Genomic DNA, 18,143 nt, shown 5'->3' on the forward strand with positions numbered 1-18,143 from the left:
CGGCCTCCCGGCTCGTAGTATCCAGTGCTGAGATCGGTGCGGATTTGATGGGGTGTGGGCATTGTCGCGTTCCCAGCCGGGAGAGGATCTCGGCCAGATCGCCGATTACCGGGTCACCGGTTTTCTCGGCGAGGGCGGGCAGGGTGCCGTCTACCAGGGCATGAGCCCGTCCGGCGCCCCCGTTGCGATCAAAGTGCTGCACGACCGCCTGTCCGACGACAGTGAGGCCCGGCGGCGATTCTTCCGCCAGGTCGATCTGGCCCGCCGGGTCGCCCCTTTCTGCACCGCCCGGGTGCTCGACATGGGAATGCACGACGAGCGGCCGTACATCGTCAGCGAATACGTCTCCGGTGATTCCCTGCAGCGGGTGGTCAGGCGGGACGGGCCGCGGACCGGGGGCGGGCTGGAGCGCCTGGCCATCGCGACCGCGACCGCGCTGGCGGCCATCCACCGCGCCGGGGTCGTGCACCGCGATCTCAAGCCGGGCAACGTGATCCTCGGCCCCGAGGGCCCGGTCGTGATCGACTTCGGCATCTCCCGCGCGCTCGACCACACCGCCACCCTGTCGGGGGCGCTCGGCACACCCGGCTACATGGCCCCGGAGCAGGTCTCCGGCGGGGAGGTCGGTCCGGACGCCGACGTGTTCAGCTGGGCCGCGACGATGGTGTTCGCGGCCACGGGGCGGCGCGCCTTCCCCGGTGACTCGGTCCCGGCGGTGCTGCACGCGCTCCTGTACGACCCGCCCGACCTGACCGGTGTGCCGGAGTCGCTGCTGCCGCTGGTGACGGCCTGCCTGGACAAGAACCCCGAACGGCGCCTTTCCGCCGACGAGCTGGTCCGTGCCCTGACCGGCGACTCCACGGCGCCCGCCGGACCCGCGACGACCCCGGTCGGCCCCACGACGGCGCCCGCCGCCCCCGGCACGGCCCCGGCCGCCTCCGGGACGGCACCCGCCGGTGGCGCGGCGGTGCCCGACGGCGCCCCGACGGTGCCCGCCGCGGAGCCGCCCCGGCGGCGGCTGCCGCGCCGCGCGCTCCTGGCGGGCGCGGTGGCCGTGTGCGCCACGGCCGCGGTCGTCGCCGTGGCCCTGTGGGCGCGGCAACCACGCGGTACGACCCCCGCGCTCACGGCGGTCACCGTCGCCACCGCCCCCGTCACGGCACCCGCGTTCGGCACGGAGCTCGGCGACCCGCTCGCGGCCCACGGCAACGACGTACGGGCGGTGGCGGCCGTCGGCTCGCTCGACGGCGTGCCCATCGCGCTGACCGGCTCCGACGACGAGACCGCCAGGGTCTGGAGCCTGCGTACCTTCCAGCCGATCGGCCCGCCGCTCGCCGGCCACACGGAATGGGTGAGGTCGGCCGCCCTCGACCAGCTCGACGGCGTGCCGATCGCGGTCACCGGGAGCGACGACGGCACCGCCCGCGTCTGGGACCTCACCACCGGGAAGGCCCGCGTCCTGACCGGCCACCGCGGCGGCGTCAAGTCGGTGGCGACCGGCCGCATCGGCAGCCGGCACGTCGTCGTGACCGCCTCCGCCGACGGCACCGCCCGGGTGTGGGACCTGCGCTCGGGCAAGGAGTTCGGCGAGCCGCTGGCCGGCCACCGGGGCGCGGTGTGGGCGGTGGCCGTGGCCCAGATCGGTGGCGCGCCCGTGGCGGTCACCGCGGGTGACGACGGGACCGTGCGCATGTGGAGCCTGGACGACCGCAAGCAGCTCGGCGAGCCGATGACCGGGCACCAGGGCTGGGTGCGTTCGGTGGCGATCGGCAACGTGGACGGCAAGCCGGTGGCCGTCACGGGCAGCGAGGACACGACCGTGCGCGTCTGGGACCTGACCAGGCGGAAGGAGCTCGGCCGGGTACACGGCGGCGTACGTGCTGTTCGGCGGCACGGCCCCGTTCGTGGCACCGGGCTGGTGTCGGCCTCGGGCAACGCGATCGCGCCTGGCTTCTTCATGGTGGCCGTGGCGGTGGTGTCCACGGTCGTGGTGCTGACCCTGTTCAGGGAGACGCGCGGCCTGCCCCTGGAGCGCGCCGCGGACGCGGTCCCGGAGCACGCCTGATCACGTTACGGGCGGGCGCGATCACGACCGCTGCGCACCCTCGCCATCGGCGCCCCACGTATGATCGGTGCCGGGAACACGGCCCAAGCCATCCGCCACATTTCTCGCGACGCCACGCCCACCCTCACCATCCTCGACCTCGCACGATCGAAAATCATGACAAAACTCCATTTCGCTGGAGCCCTGGTGATCCGGGGGGCCTTGCCGCTGAACGACTTGACGGGTTGTTTAGGTTTGCTGAGGTGCAGGCGATTGCCTTCACGGGCATATCTGATGCTGTCCGGATGCCCATCGATATAAGGCATCGGATTTTCGCGACCGATTCACTCATGAATGGAAACGAAACCACGTGAATACTGAAATTCGGCAATCGCGGACACCGCGCCACGGGCGTATCGCGACGCTAGCTCTGACCACTGCGGCAGCCGGTGTCATGTTCGGTCTGCTGCAGGTCCAGGGAGTGGCGAGCGCGGACTCCGCCTCCCCTGCGTACATCGCAACGGACGACTTCGACCACGACAGGTATCACCACCACCGGTTCTGGCCCTCCCGGGGGAACCATCACCACCGGTCCAGGCCCGACCACGAGAATCATCACCACCGATCCTGGCCCTACCACGGGAGTCACCACCACTCCTGGCCCCGCCATCACGGTTGGTAGCCTGTGGCGCACGGGTACGGACGAGAAAAGGCCCGCCCGGGGATGGGCTCGGTGACGACGCCCCTAACCGGCGGGCGCAGGCGTCTCAATAAAGCTCTGATCGGCGATTGAGTCGAAATCTTTCTCGCCTGCTCGAAAAGGGGTGGACGACGAATGCCGTGGCAATTTTTCGCCACGGCATTCGATGATCCGCCTCGACACCTCACACTGAAGGCTGGTCTTCGCACCTGGCAGCCGCCCGTTTGAGCTTGCGCCGATGCTTCAAGATGCCGCCGGGACGGTGACGGCGGGTACGGTCACCGGGCCCAGGAGCGGGTTGAGCACGTCGGCCTGGGACCGCCCGGCCGGGACGAGCACGTCGAGCGCCTTCGGCACCGTGCCGGGGTCCACCGCGCACAGCGGATCGGCGCCGCCGGCGGCGCAGACCCCGAACTGGAACGGCTGCGGCGTGACCGCGAAGCCCCTGGCCTGGTCGGGGCTGAAGCCGTCCTGCCCGGTGAGCACGACGGCGAACCGCCACCCCGGCCCCGGCGTGCCGAACGCGGCCCTGGGCAGCGCGATCGTGATCGTCCGCGTGGTGCCCGACGAGCGCACCGCGGCGCCCGCCTGGGCCGCGCCCGCGGCGGTGACCCAGACCGGGGCGGCGAAGCCCTGCACCTGCGGTCGGTGCTCACCTGGTAGGTGGTGTCGCGGGCCTGCGACTCGGTGAACGTCCTGCCGTCGGTCACCACGAACTGCATCGTCTCGACGTTCGTGTTGTCGATCGTGGGCTCGTACACGTCGGACAGGACGCCGCCCGCCACGGTGTACCAGACCTTGGACGCGCGGCCGGTCGCCGTGCCCACGCAGTCCTTGCGCGCGAGCCCGAAGTGGGAGGCGGTGCCGGGCGCGCCCGGCGCGGGAGCCTGGGCGCGCGCCGGATCGACCGGTCGGTCACCAGCGCGGCGGAGACGACCAGGGCAAGGACGGACCGTCGAACGGCAGGCATGCAGGCTCCCCTTCCCGACCCCGATGGGTTGAGAGAAGTCCAGCCCGGCCCGCCTGTCAAGCCCGCCTCAGGCGAACCGCTCGATCGTGACCGGGATCAGGCCCAGCCCGCGGATCGCCTGCCGGTGGTGGTGCAGCAGCGCGCCCAGCGCGGTGACGTCCTGACCGCCGCCGGGCCGCGTGGTCACGTCCACGCACCACGCGATGTCCGCGCCGATCCGGCGCAGCTCCCACATGAAGCCGTCGGCCCCGGCCGTGCCGGCCACCCGCGGGTCGGCGGCCGGCTCCAGGCGCAGCGCCGCGCGGGCGTCCGCCAGCTCGCGCTCACCGAGCTGTCCCGCGAACAGGATGCGGTAGCGCCGGGCCGCGGGCCCGGAGCCCAGGTCGAGCGGCGACTCGGCGGGCAGCGGCTGCCGCTGGAAGTGCGCGCGCAGCCCCGCCTCGTCCGGCAGCTCGCCCCCGCCCAGCAGGGCCAGCGCCTCCGCCGCGGCGGGCCGGTCCACGGCGGTCACCCGGGCGCGCAGCCCGGCGTCGGAGCGCAGCTCCCGGGTCAGCGCCGGGGCGCCCGCCCACGACCCGGCCCGCCAGGCGGCGCTGTCGATGCCCGCGGCGGTGTGGTCGTCGTTGAGGACGAACTCCTCCACCAGGATCTCCGCCGGCTCAGGGTCGCCCGCCGCGGCGGAGATCAGGTAGTAGTCCATCCGTCCATGATCGCGGCGATCGGACGGACAAGGCAACCTCACCCGCCAACGCGGACGCTCTCCGGCGGGCCCAGATAGCTGGGCAGCAGGCCGCCGGTGTCCACCACGATGCGCTGGAGCACCACAGTGGGGTCGACCATCCAGAACTTCACCGTGTGCACGCCCGGGGCCGCGATCGTGTGGGCGGTCGTGGTGACGATGACGTTCTCGGAGGTGTTGCGCTCCCACTGGCGATTCATGGTCGTGTCGTTCGCGCCGGTGACGGCCGTGACGTTCACCCGCTGGAGTGGCTGGTCGTCGACGGAGACGGCGTAGGTGAGGCCGTCGGTGGGCAGCACGTTGTTCCTGGGGGACAGGTGCACCGACACCTTCACCTGGCCGGTCGTGTAGAGCGTCGTGGTGTACTCCAGGCGCGGGCTGCCGCCGCCCGGCGTGCGGCGGGCCGATGTCACCGGCAGCGGTGTCACGCCGTCGGAGGTCCTGCCGAGGTCGGGGATCGTCATCCAGGTGCCGACGGCCCTGCTGTGGTGCCCGGCCTCGATCGCGACGTGGCCGCCCGCCTCGACGTACCCCCGGGGCCGCCCGTCCGGGTTGTCGACCACGGCCCGCACGGTCACCTGCCGCCCGGCGGGGCCGGTGACGGTGATGGGGACCTCGGTCCTGCCCTTGGGCGCCCGCGCCCAGTCCACCCGTACGGTCGCGCGCACCTGGTCGGTGACCCGGCCGGCCTTCGGGGTGACGGTCAGCCAGGGCCGGCCGGTGGTGACGGTGTAGTCGAACGGGGTGGTGCCGCGGTTGAACACCTCGATGTACTGCCGCGGATAGGCCTGGTACGGGCTGAACGCGGGCAGCACCGCCGGCCCCGTCGCCGCCGGCCACCACTGGTCGGAGCCGTCCACGGCCACGCCCATGTCGGCGCCCGCCGGGACCTCGGTGCGGACCAGATGGGGGTAGAACGCGTCCGGGAGTGCCACGTTGTCCTTCTCCGGCTGCTGCCAGGGGGCGTTGGGGCCGTACCGTTCGACGTCGCCGTACCCGATCTTGGGCTGGAGCTGCCAGTCGCGCCACTTGCCGCCGCTGATCTCGCCGTAGTGGGCGTTGAGCGCCTGGTCCTCCTCGAACCTGGATTGGGCGAGGTCGGCCTGGGCGTTGGCGGCGGCGCGGCCCTGCCGGGCGTAGAGGATGTTGGTGAACTGGGCGCGGCGCAGCTCGTAGAGGTTGGCGGGGGCCTGCACCTGGTAGTCCACGAGCTGGTAGTAGGCGTCGTGGTGACGCTCGTCCAGGCGGCCGCGGATCTGCTCCGCCCGGCTCGCCAATTGCTGCCACTCGGCCACGACCCGGTCCATCTCGTGGTAGCCGGTCAGGCTGAAGGGGGTGTCCCGGTCGTCGTAGGTGACGTTCTGCGGGTTGGCGGGGTCGGTGGTGATGCGGCGGTTCAGCAGCTCGGGTTTGCGGCGGGCCTGGAGCCGGCCGTATTCGTGCAGCACCTCGGCGATCTCGGCGGCCTGCTCGGGGCCGAAGTTCTGGGCCGCGTACGCGCGCTCCCAGTCGTCCAGCCTCTCGATCGGCAGCCGGTCGGGGTCCCAGGCGTAGTCGAGGAAGAACTGCAGCGGCAGCTCCTCGTTCTTCATGTCGCCCACGTTGACCACCCAGAGCCGGTCCACGCCGTAGCGGTAGGTGAGGTTGAGCTGCTCCCACGTGGAGGCCAGGTTGATCGTGTCGGCCCACTTGTAGTTCCGGCCGCCGCCGACGTAGTCGAAGTGGTAGTACATGCCGTAGCCGCCCTGCCGCGACGGGAGCGTCTGGTCGGGCAGCTTGCGCATGTTGCCCCAGTTATCGTCGCAGAAGACCACGGTCACGTCGTCCGGCGGGCGCAGGCCCTGGTCCCAGTAGCGCTGCACCTCCTTGTAGAGGGTCTGCACCTGGGGGATGCTCTCCAGGTCCTCGCCGCTCTCCTGGGCCAGGATTTCGCGCTGGGCGGCCAGGATGGACTCCATCAGCTCGATGCCGTCGCCGTCGGGCAGGCTCACGTCGCCGTTGCCGCGCATCCCGAGCGTGACGACGCCCTCGAAGCCCTGCTCGCGCATCCGGCGGATGCCGTCGGCCCAGTATTTCTTGATGGCCTCGCCGTTGCGGCGGAAGCTCCACTCGCCGGTCCCGCCGTACGGGTCGCGGCCCGGGGTGACGATGGTGCCCTCGCTGTCTCGTACGGCGGCCACGGCGTGCCGGTTCCACTCCTCGATGCCACGCATCATGGGGGCCTCGTGGGAGGTGCCCATGACGACGCCGTACCGGCTCGCGACCCGGTGGTTGTCCGGGTCGTCCTCGGCGAAGGCCCGGCCCCAGACCGCGGGCCACAGGTAGTTGGCCTTGAGGCGGAGCATGACCTCGAAGACCCTGGCGTACATCTTGCTGTTGAAGCCGCCCGGGAAGCCCTCGGCCAGACCGGGGCCGAAGTAGCGGGGGGCCCAGGTGCCGAGGTTGGGGTTCTCGTCGTTGATGAAGAAGCCCCGGTACTTCACCTTGGGCGTGCCCTGGGTGTGCCGGCCTGGCAGCACGTAGAGCGCGTCCTGGTGGCGGGTGGGGACGTCGTCCCACCAGTACCAGGGCGAGACGCCGATCTCCTTCGAGACGTCGTACGCGCCGAAGATCGTGCCCCGCTGGTCGCTGCCCGCGATCACGAACGCGCGCCGCACGCCGGGCAGCGGGTTCCGCACCACCTGCTCCAGCGAGGTCTCCCACCTGCCCGCGATGCCCGAGACGTCGAGCTTGCCGGCCCGGATCAGGCCGTCGATGAGCGGGCTCCTGCCGATGGTCCCGACGAGCACCACGTCGTCCCGGCGCGGGACCCGGTCCCTGACCAGGTCGGGCCGTACGCCGGTGACCCGTTCGAGGTCGGCCTGGAGGTCGCCGGCGACGCGGACGACGCCGGCGTGGTCGCTCGCGCTGACCACGATCGGCGCCGCCCGCCCGGCGGCCACCAGGGGGAACCGGCCGGGGCCTCCGGAGCTCAGGATGTAGGTGCCCGGCCCGGGCGCCCGGGCCGCCGTGGCGGTGGCGGGTCCGGAGGCGGCGGCGGGCCCAATGGTGGGCACGGTGATCGCCACCGCGACGGATAACAGGAGTCTGGACAGCTTCGTCATGTCACGATCTCCGGTCGGTGAGGGCACCCTGTTGAAACTTTCGGGAGAATTGGGAAAGTTTCTGAGGCCGGGTAAGGGGGATGCTAAACCGGTCTCACAAAGACGGTCAATGCCTGGTCAGGAGGTGGCCGGAATTCGCCACCCCCGTTCACGGTTATCTCTTGCGTGGGTCTGCCCGTTTTGGGCAGGAGTCGGCGGTACTGCACATGCGGTCCACGGTGAAGATTGCCTGTCTGTCAGGCGGGAGGCGTCAACATGCGGCACGGCCGGACCTTCGTCACGAGCATCCTCGCCTCGATGCTGCTCCTGGCCGCCGGGTGCAGCGCCGGCAGCGATCCGGCGGACCCCGGCCCGGCGAAGGAACCGGACGAGGGTCCCGTGGCGACGTTGTCGTTCACCCCCGCCGACGGAGCCACCAAGGTGGCCCCGGACGCCGGGATCACCGTCAAGGCCACCGACGGGAAGGTCACCAAGGTGACCGTGGCCGACGCCAAGGGCAGGAAGGTCAGCGGCACCACGGGTGCGGACGGCGCCTGGCGTCCCAAGTGGCCGCTCCGGCCCTCGACCGCCTACACCGTCAGCGCCGAGGCGACCGGCAGCGACGGCAAGCCGGTGACGAGCCAGGCGAAGTTCACCACCCTCAAGCCGAAACGGGTGCTGGAGAGCGGCATGGCCCCGCTGGACGGCGAGAAGGTGGGCGTGGGCATGCCCGTCCAGCTCCTGCTGTCCCAGCCGGTGACCGCGCGGAAGGACCGGGCGGCGGTCGAGCGGTCGCTGACGGTGCGGATGTCCAAGCCGGTCGAGGGCGCCTGGAGCTGGGTGAGCGATCGGGAGGTGCAGTTCAGGCCGCGTGAATACTGGCCGACCGGCGAGAAGGTGACGGTCGTCGCGCACCTGGCGGGCGTGCGGGCCGGGTCCGGCCTGTGGGGCACCAAGGACCGCAGCCTGACCTTCACCGTCGGCCCCGAGCACATCACCAAGGTCAGCAACAAGAGCCACCAGGCGGTCGTGCGGGAGAACGGCGAGGTCGTCAGGACCATCCCGGTCAGCCTGGGCCGGCCGGGCGACGACAGCTACTCCGGCATCATGATCGCCCAGGAGAAGAACCCGGAAATGATCATGGACTCGGCCACCATCGGCGAGCCCGGCGAGTACCGCATCAAGACTCAGTGGAACGTACGCATGACCTACAGCGGCACGTTCTTCCACGCCGCCCCCTGGTCGACCGGCTCGCAGGGCAACTCGAACGTCAGCCACGGCTGCGTGAACGCCAGCCCGGCCAACGCCCGCTGGTTCTACGAGTTCACCCAGCGGGGCGACGTCATCGAGGTCAGCGGCACCTCCAGGAAGCTGCGGTTCGGCAACGGGCCGACGCCGTGGGCCAAGTCGTGGGAGTCCTGGCTCGCGGGCAGCGCCCTGGGCAAGTCGATCAGCGGCTAGCACCCGGGATCGGCTCGCGGGGCCGCTTCGGTGCCGCGCGGGCCCGGGTCCGGGGACGCAGACTGGGAGGATGACACCGGCGTCTACGGAAGGCGTTGTGGTATCACGTGCCTGCTGACGGATCCGGGCGGGGGCTCGTCCGGTTGCCCGCCACCCTGCTGTGGCTGCTGGTCTGGCTGCTGAACGCCTACGAGTTCCTGGTGACCTTCTAACCACCCGTCCCGGGGACCACCAGGCCCGACTCGTACGCCGCGGACGCCGGGTGGAAGGACACCGTGGACGTGCGTCCGTACGAGGTCGTGGACGTGCTCGCCCGCTTCGACCGCCACCGCGGCCGGTACATGGTGCACTGCCACAACCTCGAACACGAGGACATGGCGATGATGGCGGACTTCGACGTGATCTGACCCGGATGATCAATCCGGCGATTTCGGGCCGGGCGGGTTGGGGAGACTCTGAGCAGACTCGTCTGATGAGAATGAGGAGCAGGCATGCACATCGTACGGTTCGTCAGCCCCCTGACCGGCGCCGCCGCGGTCGGCGTCGACGATGGCGAGCACGTGGTGGAGCCGGCCGGGGTCACGACCGTGGGCGAGCTGCTGCGGCTGCCGGCCGCGGAGCTGCGCGAGTGGTGCGCGGCGGCGGACGGGCCCCGGCACCCGTCCGCGTCGGTGCGCCGGCTGGCGCCGGTGGACGGGCGGATGGAGGTCTGGGCGGCGGGCGTGACCTACCGGCGCTCGCGCGAGGCCCGGGTGGTCGAGAGCGAGCGCTCCGCCGACGTGTACGAGCTGGTCTACGACGCCGAGCGGCCCGAGTTGTTCTTCAAGTCGGCGGCCTGGAAGGTCTCCGGGGACGGCGGGCGCGTTTCCGTACGCGCCGACTCGGAGATCGACGTGCCGGAGCCCGAGCTGGGCCTGGTGCTGAACGCCGCCGGCGAGATCGCCGGGTACACCGTGGTGGACGACGTGAGCTCGCGCAGCATCGAGGGCGTCAACCCGCTGTACCTGCCGCAGGCGAAGATCTATCTCGGCGGGTGCGCCGTGGGGCCGGCGATCAGGCCCGCGTGGGAGGTGCCGGACCCGTACGCGCTGGACATCACGCTGACCATCGTCCGGGCGGGGGAGACGGTGTGGGACGGGAAGGCGTCCACGGCGGAGCTGAACCGGCGGCTGGACGACCTGGCGGGATACCTGTTCCGCGCCGACGACTTCCCGGACGGCGCCGTCCTGGCCACCGGCACCAGCCTGGTTCCCGACCTGCCGTTCACGCTGACGGATGGTGACACGGTGACCATCGGCATCGCCGAGGTCGGCACGCTGACGACGAGCGTGGTGCGGGGCCTGGCGGCGATGCGCTGACAGATCGGTCCCCGGGAGCCGGGACCGGGCCGGTGGGTCATCAGGTGTAGGCGATCAGGCGGCCGCAAGCGACCACCCCGGTCCAGGTGACCAGCGAGACGGCGCCCGCTGTCCTGGCCGCGGCCGGGGTACGGCGGGCGCCGTCCCATGCACTCACCCTGCGATAGACGCCGCGGTGGAACAGGGCGATGTTGATCCCGGCGATCACCAGCAGGGCGAGTTTGACAGGCGCGGCACCGGTCCCCGCCACCTCCCGCGCACCGGCCGCGAACATCACCACTCCGGACAACGCCGCGGCGGCGAACCCGGCCCGCGCCACCGGCAGCAGGTGCCGCGCCGCCGCCACCACGGAGACCGCCTGCCGCCCCGCGCCGAGCAACCGGAGGTCGAACAGCACGGCCGGGCCGACCAGCAGGGCCAGGCCCAGCAGGTGCACGACCTCGAGAGAGGAGTACACCCACGGTGTCACCCGGACGAACTCGGCACCCCAGGTGCCCTCCAGCCACCCGAGCGCCTCCAGCCAGGCGCCGTCCAGGGACGCGCTGTGCGGTCGGGTGCCGTCGTGCCGGGGGGACGACGCGGCGGTGACCCTCATGGGCGGCGTCTCTTCCTTCCGTACACCACCACGGCCGTCGCACCGGCCACCAAGAGCGCGCCCCCCGCCAGCCAGGGCGGCGGCCCTGCCTCCGTGCCGGAGCCGGTGGGAGCGGCCATGTCGCTCGGGGCGGGGGCCGGAGGGGAGGTTTCCGGGAGGGGGACCGAGCGCTGGCGGATGGCGCGGCCGTCCTGCCGTACGAGCAGCTCGGGCCGGAGCTCGTCCGCGTGCTCCCGGCTGACGTACCCCACCGCCTCCAGTCGTTCCCCCGCCGCGACCCGGTCCGGCATCCCCCACGCCGACAGCCGCTCCACCGGTGCGAGCACCAGCACCACCTCACCGGCCCGCCCGTCGAACGGCTGAGTGCGCCGCAACACCTCCCGCCCGCCGAGCTCCGCCAACTCGGCCGGAATGGGCCGCTCGGCAAGTCCGGCAGGCAGGCGCACCGGAGCGGACAGGCGCAGGCGTACCTCCGGGTGGGGGTTGCCCCACCGCACCTCCGTCACCGTCCCGGACACGTATAGGGGGCGTTCGGTGTGGAAGTCCTCCCAGCCGTGGTGGAGCGTCCCGAGGAGGGAGGCCAGCGCGAGAATCATCGACTTCATTGGGCCAATCTCGGCGGAGCCTGCCGGATATATGGCGTTCAGAGGCAAGTAGGTGGTGATTGATATAAGTGGGATATGAATCTCCGGCGGCTTCGCTACACCGAGGAGCTGAACTTCGGCCGGGCCGCCCTGTGGGAAGGGGTGCGGCAGCCGCCGTCCAGCCAGCAGATCGGCAAGCTGGAGCAGGAGCTGGGTGTGCGGCTGTTCGAGCGCATGACCAGGCACGTGCTCGTCACCCCGGCAGGCCAGGCGATCGTCACGCTCGACCTGACCTGGCGCACCGGCGAGCAGAAACCGGTGGTGCACAACTTCCGCGCCCTGTCCCCCCCTCCGCCGACCGCTTCCGCGTTCCCGGCCGCGCGCTAGCCGCGACCGGGAACGGCCATCTCGCCGAGCTCGGACCAGTCGTCCTGCGGCACGGTCACGTTGACGATGCGCGGTGTCTCGGCCAGGTGCGGCGGCAACGCCTGCTGGGCCTGCTTGAAGTGGGCCGACTGCACGTGCGCCGCCCCGGCCGTGTCGTCGCGGAACGCCTCCACCAGCACGTATTCGGTGGGGTCGGCCACGCTGCGCGACCAGTCGAACCAGAGGCAGCCCGGCTCGGCCCTGGTCGCCTCGGTGAACTCGCCCACGATCTCCGGCCAGCGGTCGGCGTGCTCGGGCAGGATGCGAAACTTGGCGGTGATGAAGATCATGGGGCCGGCTCCCTCGAACGGCTGCGTTACGAGACGAGCCTAGCGGTCTTCATATTAACCCGAATAACCTACCAAAAGTATGGGATAATCGATCCCGTGAGTCTGGACAGGATCCGCCCGTCGAGTGCCCGCGCCGATTCTCCGCTGACCGCCGCCGTCGGGGCGGCGCGCTGGATCAGATCCGCCGCGACCGGCGAGGAGACCTACCTGGAGGATGCCAGGGCCGGTGCCCGCAGGCTCGCGGCCACCTGGCGCGAGCAGGAGCACCATGGTGGCGCTCATGGAGGCCGGCTGGGCCCTCGGCGAGGGGCATCGTGCGGAGCGGCGTGCCGGACCGGCGCAGTGAGGGCTGCTGGAACGTGGCCTGCCAGTGTTGCGGCGCGGCCGGCCTGATCGAGCTGTTCGTCGGTCTGTGGGCGGCGACCGGGCAGGAATCTCACCTGGAGTGCGCCCGCGCGCTCGCCGCCGACCTGATCGGGCGGGCCACCGACCACGGCGGCGGCTACCGCTGGTACCAGGCCTACCGCCGGTTCCGGATTTCATGTATTCCTAGTAGGAATTATTGACTTTGCGAGCACGGCCTCGTAGCTTCGAGGGCATGAGCCTGGGCTTTCACCTGACCCGGCGCCCGCACGTGGACCACGGCCACGTCGCCAGCGCGCAGTGTCGCTGATCACGGACCGGAAACCAGACCTCTTCACCTCCCAGAGGAACCCATCGTGATCAAGATCAGACATGCTCTCCTCGCCACGCTGCTGCCTGTCGTGCTGACCGGCTGCGGTGCGGCGGAGGGGGCCTCGAAACCCGGAGACACGGAGGTGAAGGTGCTGCGCTACCAGGGCGGCACCGGCTCCGTCACCTTCCCAGAACTGGCCGCCGAGCTCGGCTACCTCGGCGACGTCAAGCTCGAATGGGTGGGCAACACCACCTCGGGCCCGCAGGACATCCAGTCGGCCGCGACCGGCCAGACCGACTTCGGCGGCGCGTTCAACGGCGCGATCGTCAAGCTCAAGGCTGCCGGAGCCCCGATCAGAGCGGTGATCGGCTACTACGGCTCCGACAAGGAGACCTTCAACGGCTACTACGTGCCCGAGAACAGTCCCATCAGGACCGCCCGCGACCTCATCGGCAAGAAGATCGGCGTCAACACCCTCGGCGCCCACCACGAGGCGGTCATCAAGGAATACCTCAAGCGCTCGGGGCTGACCCCCGAGGAGATCTCGCAGGTCCAGCTCGTGGTGATCCCGCCGGTCAACACCGAGCAGGCGCTCCGCCAGGGGCAGCTCGACGCCGGCACCCTCGGCGGCGTGCTCAAGGACAAGGCCCTCGAACGCGGCGGGCTGCGGCCGCTGTTCACCGACGTGGGGCTGCTCGGCCCGTTCACCGCCGGATCGATCGTGCTGCGCGAGGACTTCATGGCCGACAACCCCACCACCACCAGGACGTTCGTCACCGCCTTCGGCAGGGCCGTGGAGTGGGCGCAGACCCGCCCGCGCGCGGAGGTCGTCGCCAGGATGGAGGCGATCATCGCCAAGCGCGGCCGCAACGAGAGCGCCGACACCGTGCGGTTCTGGAAGAGCACCGGCATCGCCGGCAAGGCGGGCGCCATCTCCGCCCAGGACTTCGACCGGTGGATCGGCTGGCTGGAACGCGCGGGCGAGATCAAGCCCGGCCAGGTCGAGGCCGCCGACCTCTACACCAACGCGTTCAACCCGTACGCCGCCCGGAGCGCCTCATGACCGGCATCAGCATCCGCGACGTCAGCAAGACGTTCCAGGTCAGGGAGGAGTCCTTCACCGCGCTCGACGGGGTCCGGCTCGACGTGCGCCGGGGCGAGTTCCTCACTCTCGTCGGGCCCAGCGGCTGCGGCAAGTCCACGCTGCTCGACCTGGTCGCCGGGCTGGCCGCGCCGACCGGCGGCGAGATCCTCATCGACGGCGTGCCCGTCGCCGGGCCGGGGCTCGACCGGGGCGTCGTCTTCCAGCAGTACGCCCTGTTCCCCTGGCGCACCGCCCAGGCCAACGTCGAGTTCGGGCTGGAGGCGAAGTCCGTACCGAAGAAGGAGCGGGCGCGGCGGGCCCGCGAGCACCTGGAGCTCGTGGGACTGGCCGGATTCGAGGACCGTTACCCGCACGAGCTGTCCGGCGGCATGCGGCAGCGGGTGGCCATCGCGCGCAGTCTCGCCTTCGACCCGGACGTGCTGCTGATGGACGAGCCGTTCGCCGCGCTGGACGCGCAGACGCGCGAGTCGCTGCAGGAAGAGCTGGTACGGGTCTGGGAGCGGACCGGCAAGACCGTCATCTTCATCACGCACGGCATCGACGAGGCCGTCTACCTGGGACAGCGGGTCGCGGTGATGACCTCCAGGCCCGGCCGGATCAAGGAGGTCGTCGAGGTGCGGTTCGGCTCGCGGGCCGGGGACCTGCGGGCCGACCCGGCGTTCGGTGAATACCGGCATCTCGTGTGGTCGCTGCTGCGTGACGAGGTGGCGGCGGCGCAGGCGCAGGAGCGGAAGGCGGCGAGCGTGCATGGCTGACCCGAGCCCGCGCACCGCCGTCGGCCTCCCCGGCGACACCCACTGGTACGACCTCCCGGACGACGAGACCGACCCCACCGTCACCGCCGAGGTCCCCGCCACTCCCAGCACCACCAGGACCGCGTCCCCTCGGGCGGGGCGCCGGAAGGCGGGGACGTGGTTCAGGCGCGGGGCCGCGAACTCCGCCGCCATCCTGCTCCTCCTGGCCGCCTGGGAGGCCCTGCCCAGGCTGGGCGTGGTGGACCGGGTCTTCGTGCCGCCGCTCTCCGACGACCTGGCCGCCTGGTTCGGCCTCGTACTCGACGGCAGCCTCCCCGAGCACCTGGAGGCGTCGCTGGCCCGCTCGCTGTCCGGCTTCGGCCTGGCCATCGTGCTCGCCATCCCGCTCGGCCTGCTGATCGGCTGGTACCGGCCGGTCGCCGACTTCCTCACCCCGGTGCTGGAGCTGTTCCGCAACACCTCGGCGGTGGCGCTGCTGCCGGTGTTCACGCTGATCCTCGGCATCGGCGAGACGACGAAGGTCACGTTCGTGCTGTACGCGTGCTCGTGGCCGATCCTGCTCAACACCATCAGCGGCGTGAAGTCCGTCGAACCGCTGCTCATCAAGTCGGCCAGGTCCATGGGCCTGGGCCCGGTCCGGCTGTTCCAGAAGGTGATCCTGCCCGCCGCCGTGCCGACCATCTTCACCGGCGTGCGACTGGCGGGCGCCCACTCGATCCTGGTCCTGCTCTTCGCCGAGATGGTCGGCGCCAAGGCCGGGCTCGGCTACCTCATCCTGGACACCCAGTCCAGCTTCCGCATCCCCGACATGTACGCCGGGATCATCACCATCTCCGTGCTCGGCCTGCTTTTCAACCTGCTCCTGGTCGGCGTCGAACGCCGCTTCTCCACGTGGAGGACCCCGTGACGAACAAGCTCCACCTGAACGCCTTCCTCATGGGTGTCGGCCACCACGAGGCGGCCTGGCGGCACCCCAGCACCGAGCCGGCCCGCCTCACCGACGTCCGCCACTACCAGGAGCTGGCCAGGACCGCCGAACGCGGCAAGCTCGACTCGGTCTTCCTCGCCGACGGCCTCGCCCTGGGCAGCGTCCGGTACAACGCGCTGGGCCGCCTCGAACCGCTCACGCTCCTGTCAGCGCTGGCCGCCGTCACCGACCACATCGGCCTGATCGCGACCGTGTCCACGACGTACAACGAGCCCTTCCACGTGGCCCGCAAGTTCGCCTCCCTCGACCACATCAGCGGCGGCCGGGCCGGCTGGAACATCGTCACCTCCGCCGGCGAGGCCGAGGCCCGCAACTTCGGCCTCGAACGCCCCGAGCACGCCCGCCGCTACGCCAGGGCCGGGGAGTTCCTGGAGGTCGCACGCAAGTTGTGGGACAGCTGGGAGGACGACGCCATCCTGGGCGACCGCACCGGCGGCCTGTACGCCGACACGGGCAAGATCCACCCGATCGAGCACGCGGGTGAGCACTTCGCGGTCAGCGGCCCGCTCAACACCTCCCGCCCGCCCCAGGGCCACCCGCTGCTGGTGCAGGCCGGCTCGTCGGAGGACGGCAAGGACTTCGCCGCCCGGCACGCCGACGCGGTCTTCACCGCCCAGCAGACGCTCCGGGAGGGACAGGAGTTCTACGCCGACCTGAAGCGCCGCCTGGCCGCGTACGGGCGGCGGCGCGAGGACCTGCTCGTGCTGCCGGGCATCTCGCCGATCATCGGCTCGACCGAGCGGGCGGCGCTGCAACTGGAGAAGGAGCTGGAGGACCTGATCACCCCCGCGTACGGGCTCGCGCAGCTCTCCCAGATGACCGGCATCGAGCTGACCGCCGACGCGCTGGACGAGCCGCTGCCCGACGTGCCCGTCGAGACCGACGGGGCGCAGAGCCGCCGCAAGCTCGTGGTGGACCTGGCCCGGCGCGAACGCCTCACGGTCAGGCAGCTCCTGGGCCGGCTGGCGGGCGGGCGCGGCCACCGCGTCGTGGCCGGCACGCCGGAGCAGATCGCCGACCAGCTCCAGGAGTGGTTCCTCAATGGAGCCGCGGACGGGTTCAACATCATGCCTCCGATCCTGCCCGGCGGCCTGGCCGACTTCGTCGATTACGTGGTGCCGGAGCTGCAGGCCAGGGGGCTGTTCCGGGTCGAGTACGAGGGCCGTACGCTGCGGGAGAACTACGGCCTGCCCAGACCCGGCTCCCGGTACGCCCGGCGCGCGGTGGCGGTGGCCCGATGAGCGTCGTGGCGTTGGTGGGCAACCCCCGGCCCGGCTCCAGGACCCTGACCGTGGCCGAGGCGGCCGCGGAGGCGGTCGGGCAGCGGATCGGGGCCGCGGGACCGTACGAGAGCGTGGACCTGTCCGCGCTCGGGCCCGCGGCCGAGCCCTCGCCCGGGGTGGTGGCCGCGCTGGAGCAGGTACGGCGGGCGAGCGTGCTGGTGGTGGCCAGCCCGACCTACAAGGGGACCTACACCGGGTTGCTCAAGTTGTTCGTGGACCGGCTGCCGCCGGACGCGCTGGCCGGCCGGGTGGCGCTGCCGCTGCTGGTCATGGGCGACGCGAAGCACTCGCTGGCGGTGGAGGTGCATCTGCGGCCGCTGCTGGTGGAGCTGGGGGCCACGGTGCCCACACCGGGGCTCGCGGTGCTGGAGTCGCAGATTCCGCGGCTGGCGGACGTCCTGGCGGGCTGGGCGGACCGGGTCGCGCCGCAGGTGGCCGCCGTGCTGAGGGAAGGAGCGCTGAGATGACGGTGCCCGCGGCGCGCGCACGGTTCACGGGGAGGCAGGCATGCGCCCGCACGGCCGAGGCCGACGGACCCGGGCCCGCGCTGGACGGACCCGGACCCGGACCCGGGCCCGGGTTGGACGCCGACGGGTTCCGGCGGGCGCTGGCCGTGCACGCGGCGGGCGTGGTCGTGATCACGGCGCAGGCGGACGGCGTCCCCGCCGGGCTCACCGCCACGTCGTTCACCTCGGTCAGCCTGCACCCGCCGCTGGTCTCCTTCTGCGTCGACCGTTCCTCCACCACCTGGCCGTCGCTGCGGTCGGCGGACCACTTCGCGGTCAACGTGCTGGCCGGCGACCAGGCGGAGCTGGCGGCCAGGTTCGCGCGCAAGGACGTGAACCGCTTCGGCGCGCCCACCCGCTGGCGTCCCGGCCCGCTCGGGGCGCCGCTGCTGCAGGACGTGTCGGCCCATCTGATCTGCCTGCCGCACGAGACGGTGGACGTGGGTGACCACATCCTCGTCGTGGGGCTGGTCGCCGAGGCCAGGGTGCACGGCCCCGGCCGCCCGCTCCTCTACCACCAGGGCCGCTTCGGCCGCTTCGTCGCCCACCCCGGCTGACCCGGCCCGCCCTCTCCGCCCGA

The 18,143-nt window shown here is 71.6% G+C and carries 17 protein-coding genes and 1 pseudogene; 12 read left to right on the forward strand and 6 right to left on the reverse strand.

Going from position 1 to position 18,143, the window contains the following annotated elements; all coding sequences use genetic code 11:
- Positions 1-61: 61 nt before the first annotated feature.
- Positions 62-2,065: a serine/threonine-protein kinase gene (locus tag ABGB18_RS07070; protein ID WP_347694545.1), complete on the forward strand. Its 2,004-nt coding sequence runs from the start codon at positions 62-64 to the stop codon at positions 2,063-2,065.
- 922 nt (positions 2,066-2,987) lie between these two features.
- Here ABGB18_RS07070 and ABGB18_RS07075 read toward each other — a convergent pair.
- The 3 genes from ABGB18_RS07075 to ABGB18_RS07085 all read right to left on the reverse strand — a co-directional run bounded on the left by ABGB18_RS07075 (position 2,988) and on the right by ABGB18_RS07085 (position 7,557).
- Positions 2,988-3,383, reverse strand: a complete 396-nt coding sequence (locus tag ABGB18_RS07075; protein WP_347694546.1) for a glucodextranase DOMON-like domain-containing protein — start codon at positions 3,381-3,383, stop codon at positions 2,988-2,990.
- 398 nt (positions 3,384-3,781) lie between these two features.
- Positions 3,782-4,414 (reverse strand): hypothetical protein, encoded by a 633-nt coding sequence (locus ABGB18_RS07080; RefSeq protein ID WP_347694547.1) that lies wholly within the window; start codon positions 4,412-4,414, stop codon positions 3,782-3,784.
- Between the two features lie 38 nt (positions 4,415-4,452).
- Entirely contained in the window at positions 4,453-7,557 is a 3,105-nt protein-coding gene (locus ABGB18_RS07085; RefSeq protein ID WP_347694548.1) for a glycosyl hydrolase 115 family protein, read from the reverse strand.
- Between the two features lie 255 nt (positions 7,558-7,812).
- Here ABGB18_RS07085 and ABGB18_RS07090 point away from each other — a divergent pair, with 255 nt between their 5' ends.
- From ABGB18_RS07090 to ABGB18_RS07100, 3 genes and pseudogenes are all read left to right on the forward strand, one after another.
- Entirely contained in the window at positions 7,813-8,997 is a 1,185-nt protein-coding gene (locus ABGB18_RS07090; RefSeq protein ID WP_347694549.1) for an Ig-like domain-containing protein, read from the forward strand.
- 248 nt (positions 8,998-9,245) lie between these two features.
- Positions 9,246-9,404 (forward strand): annotated as a pseudogene (locus tag ABGB18_RS07095) (multicopper oxidase domain-containing protein); the annotation flags it as partial.
- An 84-nt stretch (positions 9,405-9,488) separates the two neighbouring features.
- Positions 9,489-10,355, forward strand: coding sequence for a fumarylacetoacetate hydrolase family protein (locus ABGB18_RS07100; RefSeq protein ID WP_347694550.1), 867 nt, complete (start codon positions 9,489-9,491; stop codon positions 10,353-10,355).
- Positions 10,356-10,395: 40 nt separating this feature from the next.
- On the opposite strand, the gene ABGB18_RS07105 is transcribed toward ABGB18_RS07100, so the two are convergent.
- Both ABGB18_RS07105 and ABGB18_RS07110 read right to left on the reverse strand, forming a co-directional pair.
- Positions 10,396-10,950 carry a hypothetical protein gene (locus ABGB18_RS07105; RefSeq protein WP_347694551.1) on the reverse strand — a complete coding sequence of 185 codons (555 nt, stop codon included), beginning with the start codon at positions 10,948-10,950 and terminating at the stop codon, positions 10,396-10,398.
- Positions 10,947-11,555 (reverse strand): hypothetical protein, encoded by a 609-nt coding sequence (locus tag ABGB18_RS07110; protein WP_347694552.1) that lies wholly within the window; start codon positions 11,553-11,555, stop codon positions 10,947-10,949. Before ABGB18_RS07110 ends, ABGB18_RS07105 begins: the two co-directional genes overlap by 4 nt.
- Before the next feature lie 75 nt (positions 11,556-11,630).
- Between ABGB18_RS07110 and ABGB18_RS07115 the strand changes: the two genes are divergently transcribed.
- The gene (locus ABGB18_RS07115; protein WP_347694553.1) at positions 11,631-11,921 is read left to right on the forward strand and encodes a LysR family transcriptional regulator; all 291 of its coding nucleotides are present in this window, start codon (positions 11,631-11,633) and stop codon (positions 11,919-11,921) included.
- Here the strand turns inward: ABGB18_RS07115 and ABGB18_RS07120 are convergent.
- Positions 11,918-12,250: a putative quinol monooxygenase gene (locus tag ABGB18_RS07120; protein ID WP_347694554.1), complete on the reverse strand. Its 333-nt coding sequence runs from the start codon at positions 12,248-12,250 to the stop codon at positions 11,918-11,920. The genes ABGB18_RS07115 and ABGB18_RS07120 overlap by 4 nt on opposite strands.
- 314 nt (positions 12,251-12,564) lie before the next feature.
- Here ABGB18_RS07120 and ABGB18_RS07125 point away from each other — a divergent pair, with 314 nt between their 5' ends.
- From ABGB18_RS07125 to ABGB18_RS07155, 7 genes are all read left to right on the forward strand, one after another.
- Complete coding sequence (locus tag ABGB18_RS07125; RefSeq protein ID WP_347694555.1) at positions 12,565-12,816, forward strand: hypothetical protein; 252 nt, start codon at positions 12,565-12,567, stop codon at positions 12,814-12,816.
- 153 nt (positions 12,817-12,969) lie between these two features.
- Positions 12,970-13,989: an ABC transporter substrate-binding protein gene (locus ABGB18_RS07130; RefSeq protein WP_347694556.1), complete on the forward strand. Its 1,020-nt coding sequence runs from the start codon at positions 12,970-12,972 to the stop codon at positions 13,987-13,989.
- Positions 13,986-14,786 (forward strand): ABC transporter ATP-binding protein, encoded by an 801-nt coding sequence (locus ABGB18_RS07135; RefSeq protein WP_347694557.1) that lies wholly within the window; start codon positions 13,986-13,988, stop codon positions 14,784-14,786. The genes ABGB18_RS07130 and ABGB18_RS07135 overlap by 4 nt, the downstream gene beginning before the upstream one ends.
- Positions 14,779-15,693, forward strand: a complete 915-nt coding sequence (locus ABGB18_RS07140) for an ABC transporter permease (protein ID WP_347694558.1) — start codon at positions 14,779-14,781, stop codon at positions 15,691-15,693. Before ABGB18_RS07135 ends, ABGB18_RS07140 begins: the two co-directional genes overlap by 8 nt.
- Entirely contained in the window at positions 15,690-17,015 is a 1,326-nt protein-coding gene (locus tag ABGB18_RS07145; protein WP_347694559.1) for an LLM class flavin-dependent oxidoreductase, read from the forward strand. Before ABGB18_RS07140 ends, ABGB18_RS07145 begins: the two co-directional genes overlap by 4 nt.
- Positions 17,012-17,524, forward strand: a complete 513-nt coding sequence (locus ABGB18_RS07150) for an NADPH-dependent FMN reductase (protein ID WP_347694560.1) — start codon at positions 17,012-17,014, stop codon at positions 17,522-17,524. Before ABGB18_RS07145 ends, ABGB18_RS07150 begins: the two co-directional genes overlap by 4 nt.
- The gene (locus ABGB18_RS07155; protein WP_347694561.1) at positions 17,521-18,120 is read left to right on the forward strand and encodes a flavin reductase family protein; all 600 of its coding nucleotides are present in this window, start codon (positions 17,521-17,523) and stop codon (positions 18,118-18,120) included. The genes ABGB18_RS07150 and ABGB18_RS07155 overlap by 4 nt, the downstream gene beginning before the upstream one ends.
- Positions 18,121-18,143: the final 23 nt, after the last annotated feature.

The organism is Nonomuraea sp. B12E4, assembly GCF_039871825.1.
Classification (GTDB): Bacteria; Actinomycetota; Actinomycetes; order Streptosporangiales; family Streptosporangiaceae; genus Nonomuraea.

Excerpts from the sequence above, each read along its gene's own strand:
- ABGB18_RS07080 (WP_347694547.1), bottom strand. The coding sequence starts at position 4,414 with ATGGACTACTACCTGATCTCCGCCGCGGCGGGCGACCCTGAGCCGGCG.
- ABGB18_RS07085 (WP_347694548.1), bottom strand. The coding sequence starts at position 7,557 with ATGACGAAGCTGTCCAGACTCCTGTTATCCGTCGCGGTGGCGATCACC.
- ABGB18_RS07090 (WP_347694549.1), top strand. The coding sequence starts at position 7,813 with ATGCGGCACGGCCGGACCTTCGTCACGAGCATCCTCGCCTCGATGCTG.
- ABGB18_RS07100 (WP_347694550.1), top strand. The coding sequence starts at position 9,489 with ATGCACATCGTACGGTTCGTCAGCCCCCTGACCGGCGCCGCCGCGGTC.
- ABGB18_RS07105 (WP_347694551.1), bottom strand. The coding sequence starts at position 10,950 with ATGAGGGTCACCGCCGCGTCGTCCCCCCGGCACGACGGCACCCGACCG.
- ABGB18_RS07110 (WP_347694552.1), bottom strand. The coding sequence starts at position 11,555 with ATGAAGTCGATGATTCTCGCGCTGGCCTCCCTCCTCGGGACGCTCCAC.
- ABGB18_RS07115 (WP_347694553.1), top strand. The coding sequence starts at position 11,631 with ATGAATCTCCGGCGGCTTCGCTACACCGAGGAGCTGAACTTCGGCCGG.
- ABGB18_RS07120 (WP_347694554.1), bottom strand. The coding sequence starts at position 12,250 with ATGATCTTCATCACCGCCAAGTTTCGCATCCTGCCCGAGCACGCCGAC.
- ABGB18_RS07135 (WP_347694557.1), top strand. The coding sequence starts at position 13,986 with ATGACCGGCATCAGCATCCGCGACGTCAGCAAGACGTTCCAGGTCAGG.
- ABGB18_RS07140 (WP_347694558.1), top strand. The coding sequence starts at position 14,779 with ATGGCTGACCCGAGCCCGCGCACCGCCGTCGGCCTCCCCGGCGACACC.
- ABGB18_RS07150 (WP_347694560.1), top strand. The coding sequence starts at position 17,012 with ATGAGCGTCGTGGCGTTGGTGGGCAACCCCCGGCCCGGCTCCAGGACC.
- ABGB18_RS07155 (WP_347694561.1), top strand. The coding sequence starts at position 17,521 with ATGACGGTGCCCGCGGCGCGCGCACGGTTCACGGGGAGGCAGGCATGC.